The sequence below is a fragment of the Pseudoalteromonas sp. TB51 genome, assembly GCF_000498055.1.
GTDB lineage: Bacteria > Pseudomonadota > Gammaproteobacteria > Enterobacterales > Alteromonadaceae > Pseudoalteromonas > Pseudoalteromonas atlantica.
In genome coordinates this window covers 1-14,261 of record NZ_AUTO01000281.1, presented here as the reverse complement: position 1 = coordinate 14,261, position 14,261 = coordinate 1, and the positions used below count along the sequence as shown (strand labels likewise).

Sequence of the window (14,261 nt, the reverse complement as noted above, 5' to 3'; positions counted from 1 at the left end):
TCCTCTCATTAACCTAAGCGTTCAAACACTTTTTCTAATTTAGTTTTCAAAGTACCAGCAGTAAATGGCTTAACAATATAGCCATTAACACCTGCTTGCGCTNCTGCCGCTATTATTTGTTCTTTTTTAGCTTCTGCCGTCACCATTAAAACCGGAATATGTTTTAATTTTTCGTCAGCTCTAATGGCTCTTAGCAAGTCAATACCCTGCATGCCTGGCATGTTCCAATCGGTTACAACAAAGTCAAAAACCTGATTTTGCAACATAGGTAATGCTGTAGAACCATCGTCAGCTTCTTGAACATTCGTGAACCCTAGGTCACGCAACAGATTTTTTATAATACGTCTCATTGTAGAGAAATCATCAACAACAAGAATTTTCATGTTTTTATCCAAAACATCCTCCGGTGAGGTCTTAACCTATAATTTACTTACTACTAGTTTATCCAGTCATTGATTTTTGCTTTGAGCTTAATCATCGCCTGACCATGTATCTGACTTACACGCGATTCACTTACATCGAGTATATGCCCAATTTCTTTTAAATTCATTTCATCGTTGTAATACAAAGAAAGCACCATTGCATCTCGCTCTGGTAAAGACTTTATTGCCTCTAACAATGAATTATTAAACCGTTCATTTTTAACATTATTAAATGGTTTGTCTAGCGCTAAATCTTGACCTGCAGGGCTAATAACATCTTCATCTACCCCTAGGTCTTCTATACCAAGCACTTTACTGGAATTAACATCATTTAAAATATGATGGTATTCTTCTAGCGAAATATCAAGTTTTTCAGCTACTTCAGTATCTTTTGGTTCTCTATTTAAGCTATTTTCTAATTCTGTGATGGTTTCGGCTACTAATCGGCTTTTGCGGTGCACCGAACGTGGTGCCCAATCCCCTCTGCGCATTTCATCAAGCATAGCGCCGCGAATACGAATACCAGCAAACGTTTCAAAGCTTGCCCCTTTACTGGCATCAAAGTTTTTTGAGGCCTCGATAAGGCCAATCATTCCCGATTGGATTAAGTCATCAAGCTGAACGCTAGGAGGAAGACGAGCTATTAAATGGCACGCCACTTTTTTGACAAGCGACGCGTGCTTTTCAACAATCACATTTAAATTTTGTGTTGATTGATATCCCATAGCTCTTTTCACCGATGTTGTCATAATCAGCCGTTTACTAGCTTCTCAATGAAAAACTCTAAATGTCCTGAAGGTTGATTAGGTATAGGCCATTTTACTGCTTTTGTCGCTAATGTTTTAAACGCGACTGCTGCTGGTGAATTAGGGAAAAGATCGACAATTACTTTTTGTTTGCGCGTAGATTTACGCATATTTTCATCATATGGAATAGTCGCAACAAGCTCCATAGACACATCTAAAAAGCGGTCTGTTACTTTAGAGAGCTTTGCAAAAAGCTCTTGGCCCTCGCGCATACTGCGCACCATGTTTGCAACAATTTTAAATTTATAAACGCCATGCTCGCGGCTAAGTACTTTAATAAGCGCGTAGGCATCAGTAATAGAGGTCGGCTCGTCACACACCACCACCATGACATCTTGCGCTGCACGAGAAAAACTCAGCACCATGTCAGAAATACCAGCGGCGGTATCTACAATTAAAATATCAAATTCGGTATTAAGCTCACTAAAGGCACGAATTAACCCAGCATGCTCAGATGGGGTTAGCTCCACCATACTTTGCGAGCCTGATGTAGCAGGCACGATTTTAATACCGTCTGGGCCTTCAACTAAAATCTCGTCAAGTTCGCACTCGCCTGAAAGGACATGAGATAAGTTTTTTTCAACACGTAGTCCTAGCATTACATCACAATTAGCTAGGCCTAAATCGGCATCTAATACTAATACACGATTACCCTGCTGCCCTAAAGCAATAGCAGTATTTAAAGAGACGTTGGTTTTACCCACCCCTCCTTTACCGCCAGTGACAGCGATAACTTTTACGCCGTTGTTGTTGTTTTGACTCATTTTGCGCAGGCCGCTTGCTTGATCTAATACTGTGTTAATCATACATCCCTACTGTGCTTGGCGCCACTGCTTGGTGCCTTGAATGTTGTGCTTTTGCTCTTTTTAAATACAATTGCTCAGCTTTTTTTACTAGTTTTTCAGCATTTGCAACGCGAATATCTTCTGGTACACGCTGACCATTAGTAAGATACCCTATTGGAAGACGATTTTGAATCGCTATACTAATAATCTCACCTAAACTTAATGATTCATCTAACTTAGTGAAAATACAACCGCTTAGCTGAACCTTTTTAAAATGTCTTACGGTTTCTTGCAGTACATTTATTTGTGCTGTGGCACTTAATACTAAATAACTACGTATATCTACTCGCTGGTTGCGCATTAACGTATTTAATTGCTCTGTAAGGCGTAAATCACGTTGGCTCATACCCGCTGTATCAATTAATACTAGACGCTTATTGCGTAAATGATATAAAACTTCAGCTAATTCATTGGCATCTTTTACTTGTTTAACACCACAACCAATAATACGACCATACGTTGCAAGCTGCTCATACGCACCAATTCTGTATGTATCAGTGGTGATTAGGGCAACTTTGTCGGCGCCATACTTTTGTGCGCCTAATGCGGCAAGTTTAGCAACTGTGGTTGTTTTACCTACACCAGTAGGCCCAACAAGTGCATACACACCCCCTTGGCGAAGAATTTCGTTATTGGTGGTTTGCATTTGATCTTCAACCATTTGCAATAATGCTTTCCAACCTTGCTGTCGCGATACGTCATCTGGAATAAAACACGCCATTTGCTCTGCAACGTCTTTATCTATTCCCATGCCAACTAAACGGTCAATCATGCATGCACGTGTAGGGTCGCGACGTGCCATATCTTGCTGCATTAAACCCGATACTTGGTGTTCTAGTAACTGGCGAATTGCGTTCATTTCATAACGCATCGCGCTCATTTGGGCGCTTTCGTTGTTATTAGTTTGGCTACGTGGTGCAACCGGCGCATCTAAATCGTCAAAGTCTTGATCTAAATCATCAAAGCCTAGGCTGTCTGCTTGGGTTTGCATGCGTTTTGGCGCTTCATTTTCGCGAGCAAACATATTTGTCGTACGTGGCTGTGCTGGCTCTTGGTAATGCTCAGACGTATCAATACCTGATTGCGAAAACATAGAGGCTAGCTCAGGAGAGCGAGGGCGTGGCGACTGACGCTCTAATAAAGCTTGTAAGCTATCAGCTACTTTTGCTTGTGGCTCAGGTTGCGCACGCTTAGGCTCTGGCTTTACAAAGTTATGAGTAGGCTGTTGCACGGCTCTTTGCGGAGCAGGCGCTGCCTGTTGTTGCGCTGCGGCTTTAGGGGCTGCTTTGTCGTAATCTACTGCGGCAACAATTTCTACACCATTAGCGAGTTTTTTGTTCGACATAATAACGGCATCAACACCTAGCTCATCTTTAACTTCTTTCAGTGCGGTGCGCATATCTTTGGCAAAAAAACGTTTAATCTTCATGGTTCAACCCCTGTTAAAATCTTTATTGTTGGCCTACTGAGCTGACAATCTTGATCTGTCTTTCATCTGGTACCTCTTGATAAGACATCACCCTTAAACCCGGTATGGTGTACTTAACAAAGCGAGATAACACAGTGCGTAACATTCCTGACGTTAGCAATATTGAAGGTTCTCCGGCCATTTCTTGATTCTGATGCGCTTCGTTTAATGATGTTTGAAGTCGCTCAGCAAGGCTTGGTTCTATTCCGGCACCTTCGTCGCCTGCATTTTGTAATGACTGATGCAACATCTGTTCCAACTCAGGCGCCAAGGTTATGACAGGGATTTCTGATGACATTCCCACAGCGTCTTGAACTATTAAACGGCGCAGCGAAATACGCACTGCAGCTGTTAAAACATCGGCATCTTGGCTACGTGGGCCGTACTCTACAAGGGTTTGAACAATAGAGCGCATATCACGAATAGCCACACCTTCGTTTAATAAATTTTGCAGTACTTTTACAACGGTTGTCAGTGGTAGTACTTCTGGCACTAACCCTTCTACTAAACGTGGATGGCTTTTTGCTAACATATCAAGCAGGTTTTGAACCTCCTCATGCCCTAGCAATAATGCGGCACTGTTAGTTAATAACTGGCTAATGTGGGTGGCGACCACAGTGGCTGAATCAACCACGGTGTAACCTAGTGACTGTGCTTCGTCTTTTTGATCAGGCTTTATCCACACCGCATCTAAGCCAAATGCAGGGTCTTTGGTTTCAACCCCTTTAATAGGGCCAAATACTTGCCCTGGGTTGATGGCCAGTTCATCGCCATGTTTGAGCTCGCCTTCACCACTTGAAACACCCATCATGGTAATACGGTACGCATTAGGGTCTAACTCTAAGTTATCGCGAATATGTACAGGCGGTACTAAAAAGCCAAGCTCCTGAGATAACTTTTTACGCACCCCTTTAATTCGGTTGAGCAGCTCACCACCTTGAGATTGGTCAACAAGCGGAATAAGCCTGTAGCCAACTTCTAAGCCAATAACGTCAATTTGTTGTACATCGTCCCATCCAAGCTCTTTTTGCTCTTGCTTGTTTGCAACGCCAGTACCGGCAACGGCACCACTTTCAGCCTCTTGGGCTGCTAGAGCAGCGGCTTTTAATTTTTGCTGCTGAGTAAAATAAGCTAAGTAGCCAAGTAGTGCGCCTAAACTTAAAAAAGCAATATGAGGCATACCCGGAACCAACCCCATAATGATTAAAATACCTGAGGCGATAAATAATGATTTTTCGTTACCTAATTGGGCTTTAAATTGCTCACCCATGTTATGTGATTCGTTTTGGCGAGTAACAACAATAGCAGTACCAATAGAGAGTAATAATGAAGGAAGCTGCGCCACAAGGCCGTCACCAATGGTAAGTAAAGTATATACTTCCATTGCGCGGCTAAAGCTCAAGTCGTGTTGGATCATGCCCACAAATAAGCCGCCAACAATATTAATAATTAATATCACGATACCGGCAATGGCATCGCCTTTTACAAACTTACTCGCCCCATCCATAGAGCCGTAAAAGTCAGCTTCGCGGGTTACTTCACTGCGGCGCTCACGTGCTTGCTCTGCACTAATAAAGCCAGCGTTTAAGTCGGCATCTATCGCCATTTGTTTACCCGGCATAGCGTCTAGCGTGAAACGAGCCGATACTTCAGAAATACGCCCTGCACCTTTGGTTATTACTACAAAGTTTATAATGATCAAAATTAAAAACACCACTAAACCTACCGCGTAGTTTCCGCCAATAACCACTGAGCCAAACGCTTCAATTACCTTACCAGCCGCATCGCCCCCGTTGTGACCCTCAAGGAGCACCACGCGTGTGCTGGCAACATTTAGGGCTAAACGCATAATTGTAGCGATTAACAGTACCGCCGGAAACATGCCAAATTCGAGAGGTTTCATGGTGTAAACAGTCACCAGTAAAACAACCAAGGCAAGAGCAATATTAAATGAAAATAATATATCAAGAAGAAATGGTGGCAGCGGTAAAATAACCATACCCAGCGCTGCAAGTACTAATAGCGGTGTGCCAACACCTTTGGCATACTCTTTTTTATCTTTGTTAAGTTGTTGTAATACCGCTTTAAAATCCATAACTCTACAATTCAATAAATTGACACTAGCCTGAAATAGCAATAACTATTCCAAGTATAGAGTCAGCAATAGATTCATTGAGTATTGATGCAAAATTTAAAGCAAGTGAGAGACAAGAGCGTATGGGCTTTATGGTTTGAATTTTCAGCCCCGTGTTGATATTTAGGCAAGGCGCCCCTGTAAAGTGTGGTTAGCTCAGCTTACCCTAATCGTATTTAAAATCATCCGGAATAGGCAGTTTAGACTTAAGAGGGATGGGGCGCTTTCCGCGACCTTTTTTAAAGCGTTTAAGCTGAAATACATAGGCTAAAACTTGCGCTACAGCGGTAAATAGCTGATCTGGGATCTGTTGGCCTATTTCAGCAGTATGATAAAGCGCCCGCGTAAGCATAGGAGATTCTACAATCGGTACTTCGTTACCTTTGGCTATTTTACGAATTTGCATAGCCATTTCATCTATCCCTTTGGCAAGTACAATCGGTGCACCTGCTCGCTCAGTATCGTATTTTAGCGCCACAGAATAGTGAGTAGGATTGGTTACAATTACGTCGGCATCGGGGACATCTTGCATCATCCTTCGCTGCGACATTTGCCTTTGTGTTTGCCTAATGCGCGCTTTAATTTGCGGATCACCCTCTGAGTTTTTGTACTCGTCTTTGATCTCCTGCATGGTCATTTTAAGTTGTTTGTTGTGGTTATAACTTTGATAAGGCGCATCTATTGCGGCAATAATCACCAAAGTGCACGACAACCCTAAAAACATCCACGAGAGCATTTCAAGGGCATGAATTATATTACTAGGTGCGCTTTCAATACTTAAATGCAAAATTTCATCAAAAAAAGTTTGAATCAAAAACACCGCAAAAATAGCCACCAGCGCAAACTTTAATATAGACTTTACAAGCTCTATCGCTGCTTGTGGGCCAAACATGCGTTTAAAACCCTTTATTGGCGACATTTTACTGGGCTTAGGTGCTGCAGCTTCCCAACTAAAATTAAAGCCGCCGAGTAAGGTATTTCCTATAAATGCTGCAATAACAATAATTAAAACAAACATCGCCACTGGAAACAGCAGCGCACTGGCCACCTCACTCCACACCGCAAACATTTTAGTGGTGTCGTAGGTTTCACTGCGATTTAAAGACAGCATCCTACCCATAATATTGTATAAGCCTTTGCCTATTTCGGGCCCATATAACAGCAACGAAATTGCAGAAAAAATAAGTACAAACATAGTCCCTAGCTCTTTTGAGCGTGCTATTTGACCTTTCTTTTTAGCATCTTCGAGCTTTTTGGAGGTGGGTTCTTCTGTTTTTTCTTGTCCTGAATCTTCAGCCATTGCCCCTCCTACACCGTACAGCCAACAAGGCTACACATTAGCTCAATCATTTTTAACCACTGAAATTCAAATTGGGTTACAAAATTACCTAAGGTAGCCCAAATAATAATTAAACCGGCAACTAATGTAAACGGAAAACCTATTGAGAAAATGTTTAATTGCGGTGCTGCGCGGGTCATAATACCAAATGAAATATTAATAATGAGCATGGCCGTAAGGGGGGCTAAAGCCAATACCAGTGCAGTGGTAAACATCCAGCTGCCCCACGTTACTATGTCCCAGTAATGATCAACAGCCCACCACTGGCCGTTTATAGGCAACACCGAAAAACTATGCACCACCATTTGAATCATCATTAAATGGCCATTAAAAACAAAAAATAACAAGGTCGCTAAAATTAAGTAAAACTGGCCAACTGCAGGCACACTCGCACCATTTGAAGGGTCTATAACAGAGGCAAAGCCCAAACCGGTTTGCATTGCCAGTATTTGCCCAGCAAGCACAAAGGTATTTAGCATTAGCGTAGAGGCAAACCCTATCGCAACACCTATCAACATTTGCTGAATAACCACCAGCACCATTTCAAAAGAAAATAAATTAGTAAATGTTGCAGGAGGCAGCGCTGGCACCACTAAAAACGTTACCACTACCGCCAATCCCATTTTAATGCGGGTAGGTACGTTTTGTGCGCCTAAGCCCGCCATAATCATGATCATAGAGCTTATGCGAACTAAAGGCAGTAAAAAATCACTTAACCATTGAATAACAAAAGAAAAAGGAAATTCCACAATTAGCCTGCAATTTCAGGAATGAGTAACACTAGGCGGGTAAAAAAGTCCATTAGCTCTTGAGTAAGCCAATGCCCACCTACAATAAGTGCTCCAATGGTAATTAATAAGCGCGGTAAAAAACTTAGGGTTTGTTCATTAATTGAGGTTGCCGCTTGGAACACCGCCACCACTAAACCAACAAGTAAACCAGGTACCACAATAGCTGATACCAGCTTAATAACTAAAAACAGTGCATCGCTAAGAATATCAACAAAAATTTCTGGTTCCATGTTGTACTCCTAATGTTTAAAAGTGCGAATGTAAAACATGGTTTATGTACCTAGTCCAAAGCTTTTAGCTAACGTGCCCATTACTAGGCTCCAGCCATCGACCAGTACAAATAACATTATTTTAAAAGGCAAGGACACTATCATGGGCGAGAGCATCATCATACCCATGGCCATTAATACCGAGGCAACCACTAAATCCACAATTAAAAACGGTATAAAAAACATAAAACCAATAATAAAGGCGGTTTGTAGTTCACTGGTCACAAATGCAGGTATTAACACAATAAGCGGTGTGGCCTCTGGCGAATCAAGCTGCTCATAACCTGCTATTTTGGCAAACGTTTCTAAGTCTTTTAATCGTACCTGCGAGAGCATAAAGGCCTTCATGGGCTCCTTTGCAAGCTCTAATGCTTGTACCGAAGTAACTTGTTCATTTAAATAAGGTTCTATCGCACGCTCGTTAACTTGCTGATAAATAGGCGCCATAATAAAAATACTTAAAAAAAGCGACATCCCTAATAAAACTTGGTTTGAAGGTGTTGATTGTAAACCAATGGCTTGGCGCAAAATAGCCAGTACAACAATAATACGGGTAAACGAAGTCATCATAATTATGGCGGCAGGAATAAAGCTCAGCGCCGTCATAATTGCCAGTACTTGCAAGGTTACAGAGTAATCTTGCGTCCCGTCGGCATTGGTTGTAATGGTTAGAGCGTCTATGCCCTCTGCACTGCTTGCAACAGGTACAAATAACACAGCTAAAATAATCAGCAGCCACTTTATCATAGGGTTAATTCTTTTTATTTTGATTCGTTTGCGGGTTTAGTAGTTTGCTAAATCGCTTAGCAAGTTCTGGCAGTTCTTTTTCACTTAACGGCGTGTCTAATTTATGTAAGTAGTTAATACTGTGCGGGGTGACCCCTAATAAATGCTGTGCATTATCTATTTCAACCACCATTAAGCGCTCTCGTGAGCCAAGCGGTAAGCTTCGTACCACTTTAAATTCTTCGCTATTAGCTAAATTTGGATTAAGTTTTTTAACAAAAAATGCCAGCACTACAATCAGTACTAGCACCGCAACCAACGACAACACCATAGACAAAATGTCGGCCGTAGGTGTTAACGTTTCTGCCTTTGTAAATACTGAGTTTGTTAAAACAGCAAGGGAGCTCATCGTAATTTTTTGATCCGCTCTACCTGGCTAATAACATCCGTTAAACGAATACCAAATTTATCATTCACTACAACCACTTCGCCATGGGCAATGAGCGTACCATTTACTAATACATCCAGTGGTTCTCCGGCTACGCGGTCTAGTTCAACAACAGAGCCTTGGTTTAGCTGCAGTAAGTTACGAATATTTATTTTAGAGCGCCCTACTTCCATAGAAATAGTCACAGGAATATCTAAAATTGTATCGAGTTTACGCTTTTCGTCACCGCTAAGCTCATGTTTAGCATCACTTAGTTCATCAAGCTCTGCTACATGCGCTTCGGCGCTCTCATCACCGCCTTCGGCTTCAGCTAGGGCTGCTGCCCATTCGTCCATTGTGTCTTGATCATCGCTCATACTTTTAACCTTTTAATCAATTACCAGTCTAAGTCTACACCGTCAGAAAGGTGTAAATCATCTTCTAGTTCTGCTAATTCTGCATCTGAATCAATTTTCTTGCCGCCTTTGGTAAATACATGCAGCTCAGATTTAACTGAATCAGGGCGTTTAATTTTTTCACTAATTTGTAGCGCAACGTTATCGCGAGAACGACCCATTTTAGCTCTAAATGTAGGTAACTCCTCAACAAATACCGTAATATGCTCTGGCATTTCTACCGGTATAATATCGCCCGCTTTAAGTTCCATTATTTGTTTAAGAGACAAATCCACCTCAAGAAGTTGAGTCGACATATCCACCTCAACGTCCATAATTTCATCGCGTAAAGCTTTGCTCCAGCGCAAATCGGTGTCTTCTGTATCCGATTGTACACCCGCATCTAATAGCTCTCTAATGGGTTCAAGCATTGAATACGGCAAAGCGATGTGAAAATCGCCACCACCGCCATCTAATTCAATATGAAAAGAGCTAATAACCACAACCTCAGTAGGGCTCACAATATTAGCCATTGCTGGGTTTACTTCAGAATCGAGGTATTCAAACGATACGTCCATAACTGGCGCCCATGCTTCTTTGTAATCTTCAAAGATAATTTTTAGTAGCATTTGCACAATTCGGCGTTCGGTAGGGGTAAATTCGCGGCCTTCAATTTTTGCATGGTAACGTCCATCACCACCAAAAAAGTTATCTACCAAAATAAACACAAGTCGTGCTTCCATGGTAATGAGGCCAGTGCCTTTTAGCGGTCTAAAACGCACCATATTTAAACTTGTTGGCACAAATAAGGTATGAATATATTCGCCAAATTTAATCATTTGTACGCCATTAATCGACACCTCTGCGGTGCGGCGCATCATGTTAAATAAGCTTATTCGCATATGACGAGCAAACCGCTCGTTAACAATTTCCAGGGTCGGCATGCGACCACGCACGATCCGATCTTGCGAAGAAAAGTCGTACTGTAGTGTACTGCCTTCGCTGTCTTCACCTTCGTGTATATCTTCCTCTTCGACTTCATCAACGCCGTGTAAGAGTGCATCAATTTCGTCTTGGGATAATAAATCGCTCACGCTAGCCCCTTATTGCATCACAAAGCCGGTAAATAATACCCGCTCAATTACTTTCGTGCCTTCAACATCATTTAGTGCGGCTTGCACTTTTTCAAGCGCTGTAAAGCGTAGTGTTTCTTTACCAACACTTGTGCTGAGCTCATCAGCGGTGGTGGTTGAAAACACGCTTAATAAGGTGCCTTCAATTAAAGGGATGTGCTTTTTAGCGGTTTCTTCATTTACATCGCCACGCACAAGTAACTGCACTTTAATTTGTACAATTCTATCTCTGCTTGACCCAGGTACATTAAATACGAAGGGTCTTGGCATAGCAACATACAACGCACTGCCCATTTCAGCTGAAGAGCCAGAAGGAGCGGCCGAGTCGCTTTGTGCTGCGCTTGTTGTCTCTTCATCTAATGTTTCAACGGGTGCATCATCGCCCGCCATAAAAAAATAGCCAGCACCACCGCCAACAACAAGCAGCACTGCCACTATGATTATGATCAGCTTTTTTTTGCTTTTACCGGTTTCTTCTATTTCTAAACTTGTTTCTTCGGCCATTGTGATTCCTTTTTTAGCAAAGGTACTTGCTTGTTTTAGTTATTATAATAGCAGTACTTAGGCATAGTAATCTATTGATGATGAAGTTTGTTGTCGAGAACTTTGTGGGTTACCCCCATCTTGCTCATCATTTTTATCGTGCTGTGTATTTTTATTAGCCGATTGACCTTGCGAGTGCCCCTCGCCTTCATCGCTTTGCTCATTACCTGATTGCCCATAAGAAATAGAGCTTTCCCCTAAATCAATGCCCTGCTCGGCTAACATTTCACGTAAACGCGGCATTGATTGCTCGAGTGCATCTTTAGCTTGCTGATTTTGCACCACAAAATTTATTTGTGCTTGCTCTGCATCACTTCTGATACGAATTTGCATACTACCCATTTCTGGTGGATCTAAGCGAATTTCAGCTTCTTTATTGCTAATACTTAGCATTGAAGATACACGCTCTTGAAGCATTTTAGCTGCATCACTTTTAACAATATTAATAGCCTGCATCATACTTGCATCTATATTCACCTGCTTAACCTGCGCGGTACTACTTTGTAATTGCTGCGACTGTATAGCTTGGCTCTCTAAAATAGACTGCTCATAACGAGCGCTGTCGTACTGAGCATTTATTTGTGCCTGCGTGTTATTCATTGCATCGGTTATCAGCGTAAACACTTGAGCTACACGGGGCAAACTAGTACTTGTTTTAGTCTCTTTAAGTAAGCTTTCCTGCTCGGCTTCTAAGGTGTCTAACTCTTTTGGAATTACAGCGTCTTGTTCAATACTAGAAGGGGGTTCAGCATTAATCATGGCTTTATTTTGCGGTGTACTCGCACTCATTGCAGCATTACTAGCTTGCTGTGCATTTAAAGCCGCATTTGCAGAGCTTGAGACACTTTGCGCTTTACTCTCACTAAGCTGCGTATCAAGCATAGTTTGTAAGTTGCTTATTGTTTCATTTACTTTTTTGAGCGTATCACCTGTCGGTTGCTCGTTACTCACATAGCTTTTTAATTGACTAAGTAGTGCCTGCTTTTCATCGCTATTTAAGCTTTTTAACTGAGATTGAATTAGCTCACCGCGCGTACTTGTCTGTTTTTCGTTTTGTACAACAAACTCTGTAAGTAATTGTTTAATAGCGCTTGCGCGATCATCACCTTCACTTGGCGTGGTTTCAGTAAATGAGTTTTTAACTTGCTCGTTTAACTGTGCACGTTGCGCTTCGCTTAATGAGTTCAGTACTTTAGATGTCGTTGATAGCTCTGATTGCGTAGATGTACGAGTCAGTTCTTTGGCTAATTGCTCTATGTCTGCGTCGCTTATAGGCAGCGCACCTTCAGCATTTGACGCAGTGCCTGGCGCTTTTGTATTTTCAGCACCTTCACCGTCACTATTTACAAGAGCCGCGTTGCTATTAGTTTTATTGATTTGTGTTTGCACTGCTTCTGCTATTGGGTTTTTAGCAGCACTACTTGCTAGGCTCTCATTTTTTAACGAAGGAGCTAAATTTTCTACAGCGCTTTGCTTAGTCGCTTTAGGTTCAAGCTCAGCGTTTGTAAACGCGCCTTTTTTGCCGTTGCTACTATTATCAGTTAAAAGAGTATCATCGGCTTTAGTCGTTATGGCATCGGCTTCATTAGTTTCACCTAATTGCGAAGCTAAAAAGCTAACACTTTTATCACTCTTTTGTGCACTTAATTCGCTAAAGTCACTATCGCTACTGCCGTGTTTTTTTACACTTACGTCAATCACTTGCGAGGAGTTTATTTGTGCTAAAACGCTGTCGCCAGATAATAGCGTATCTTGTGTGTCATCACTCGATGAATCTGTCGGTTTTTTGCCATTGGCTAGCTGCTTATCATCAGATGGCAATAAAGCACCTGTTTGGTTAGGAGCCTCAGAATTAGCAGGCAACACAAGGGGTTTGTCTGCATCTTGTAGCTGGCTTAAAAAAGCATCACCAGATTCGTTACCTGCAGGTAAGTTATTGTCTTTAAATGCTAAAAAAGAGTCTTTTTCAGCTGTTGCCAACATTGAAATATCGTTTATTGCCATAATTCACCTACACAGCACTGCGGCAAGTTGCCACCGCACATTGCCAAAATTAATTACCACCTACCAATAAAGCAATAAACGCGCCAGAGTTATAAACTTTTACGGCGCTGAAAAAACTGATTAGCAGAAAACTCGTCCAGCATTTTTTGCTCACTTTTTGCCATTAACGCCGCTGCTTTTAGGTTTTGTTTTTCAATTAGTTTTGCCACGGCTTTTGCTTTTACCTGCTGCTTTAACCATAAAGCTTTACGCTGTGATACAACTTGCTTAGCAGTATTTACCGTACTGGCTTGCTGGCGAATTGCTTCTTCAATTTTTGCTATAAAGGCATGGTACTGGCCAAAGCCCGCGCTTGATAAACCGGACTTTCCTTTCACATGTAATTGCTGAGAGTATTCTAATCTAAAGTTATTTAACCCTTGCAGCTTTTGTTGGTTAGCTTGTAAATTTTGATTGGCTTGTAAGTAGCTCATGCGCAGATTTTCTTCTTTGTCGTTTTCGAGCTTAAGCAGTAAATCGAGCTTATTTTTTGCCATTATGCTTGTCCTAGTAATTGAGCTAGGCCGTGTAAACCATCGTCGTAACTTATTACATCACGCATACCTTGCTGTAAAAACGCATTAACGCGCGGCATCATATTAATAGCTTGGTCAAGCATTTGGTCAGCCCCTTTTTGATACGCACCTAAGGTGATCATATCTTTATTTTGCTGATACATTGAATACACTTGTTTTAATACGCGGGCCTGCTGCATATGAGGCTCAGACACCACTTGCGGCATAACACGAGAAATTGATTTTTCGATATCTATCGCGGGGTAATGACCGCTATCGGCTAAGTCACGCGAAAGTACAATATGCCCATCTAAAATAGCACGTGCAGCATCGGCTATTGGGTCTTGCATATCATCGCCTTCACTGAGCACTGTAAAAAACGCAGTGATAGACCCTTGCCCTTCG

General features: G+C 41.9%; 15 protein-coding genes and 1 pseudogene. All 16 read right to left on the bottom strand.

The genetic code is table 11. From position 1 onward, the window contains the following. Positions 1–8 precede the first annotated feature (8 nt). The gene (cheY, locus tag L650_RS0116640) at positions 9–395 is read right to left on the bottom strand and encodes a chemotaxis response regulator CheY (protein ID WP_085065516.1); all 387 of its coding nucleotides are present in this window, start codon (positions 393–395) and stop codon (positions 9–11) included. 41 nt (positions 396–436) lie between these two features. Further along, positions 437–1,147 (bottom strand): RNA polymerase sigma factor FliA, encoded by a 711-nt coding sequence (locus L650_RS0116635; RefSeq protein ID WP_024032309.1) that lies wholly within the window; start codon positions 1,145–1,147, stop codon positions 437–439. Positions 1,148–1,173: 26 nt separating this feature from the next. Beyond that, complete coding sequence (locus L650_RS0116630; RefSeq protein ID WP_029773810.1) at positions 1,174–2,034, bottom strand: MinD/ParA family protein; 861 nt, start codon at positions 2,032–2,034, stop codon at positions 1,174–1,176. Further along, entirely contained in the window at positions 2,027–3,502 is a 1,476-nt protein-coding gene (gene flhF, locus L650_RS0116625) for a flagellar biosynthesis protein FlhF (protein ID WP_029773809.1), read from the bottom strand. Before flhF ends, L650_RS0116630 begins: the two co-directional genes overlap by 8 nt. A gap of 22 nt (positions 3,503–3,524) precedes the next feature. Beyond that, positions 3,525–5,636 (bottom strand): flagellar biosynthesis protein FlhA, encoded by a 2,112-nt coding sequence (gene flhA, locus L650_RS0116620; protein WP_024032312.1) that lies wholly within the window; start codon positions 5,634–5,636, stop codon positions 3,525–3,527. 205 nt (positions 5,637–5,841) lie between these two features. Continuing rightward, positions 5,842–6,975, bottom strand: coding sequence for a flagellar biosynthesis protein FlhB (gene flhB / locus L650_RS0116615; RefSeq protein ID WP_029773808.1), 1,134 nt, complete (start codon positions 6,973–6,975; stop codon positions 5,842–5,844). Between the two features lie 8 nt (positions 6,976–6,983). After that, on the bottom strand, positions 6,984–7,763 hold the full coding sequence (gene fliR / locus L650_RS0116610) for a flagellar biosynthetic protein FliR (protein WP_029773807.1): 780 nt from the start codon (positions 7,761–7,763) through the stop codon (positions 6,984–6,986). Positions 7,764–7,765: 2 nt separating this feature from the next. Next, entirely contained in the window at positions 7,766–8,035 is a 270-nt protein-coding gene (gene fliQ / locus L650_RS0116605; protein ID WP_004588301.1) for a flagellar biosynthesis protein FliQ, read from the bottom strand. A gap of 42 nt (positions 8,036–8,077) precedes the next feature. Further along, positions 8,078–8,821, bottom strand: a complete 744-nt coding sequence (fliP, locus tag L650_RS0116600) for a flagellar type III secretion system pore protein FliP (protein ID WP_029773806.1) — start codon at positions 8,819–8,821, stop codon at positions 8,078–8,080. 4 nt (positions 8,822–8,825) lie between these two features. Then, complete coding sequence (gene fliO / locus L650_RS0116595) at positions 8,826–9,209, bottom strand: flagellar biosynthetic protein FliO (protein ID WP_029773805.1); 384 nt, start codon at positions 9,207–9,209, stop codon at positions 8,826–8,828. Then, a complete protein-coding gene (fliN, locus tag L650_RS0116590; protein ID WP_004588298.1) occupies positions 9,206–9,604 on the bottom strand; it encodes a flagellar motor switch protein FliN in 399 nt (132 codons plus the stop codon). Before fliN ends, fliO begins: the two co-directional genes overlap by 4 nt. Positions 9,605–9,624: 20 nt before the next feature. Then, a complete protein-coding gene (gene fliM, locus L650_RS0116585; RefSeq protein WP_029773804.1) occupies positions 9,625–10,716 on the bottom strand; it encodes a flagellar motor switch protein FliM in 1,092 nt (363 codons plus the stop codon). A 9-nt stretch (positions 10,717–10,725) separates the two neighbouring features. Next, positions 10,726–11,259: a flagellar basal body-associated protein FliL gene (fliL, locus tag L650_RS0116580; protein ID WP_029773803.1), complete on the bottom strand. Its 534-nt coding sequence runs from the start codon at positions 11,257–11,259 to the stop codon at positions 10,726–10,728. Positions 11,260–11,316: 57 nt separating this feature from the next. Further along, positions 11,317–13,302: a flagellar hook-length control protein FliK gene (locus tag L650_RS0116575; RefSeq protein WP_029773802.1), complete on the bottom strand. Its 1,986-nt coding sequence runs from the start codon at positions 13,300–13,302 to the stop codon at positions 11,317–11,319. A gap of 89 nt (positions 13,303–13,391) precedes the next feature. Then, complete coding sequence (fliJ, locus tag L650_RS0116570; protein ID WP_029773801.1) at positions 13,392–13,838, bottom strand: flagellar export protein FliJ; 447 nt, start codon at positions 13,836–13,838, stop codon at positions 13,392–13,394. Continuing rightward, a pseudogene (gene fliI / locus L650_RS0116565) lies at positions 13,838–14,261 on the bottom strand (flagellum-specific ATP synthase FliI); the annotation flags it as partial. The pseudogene fliI and the gene fliJ, both read right to left, overlap by 1 nt.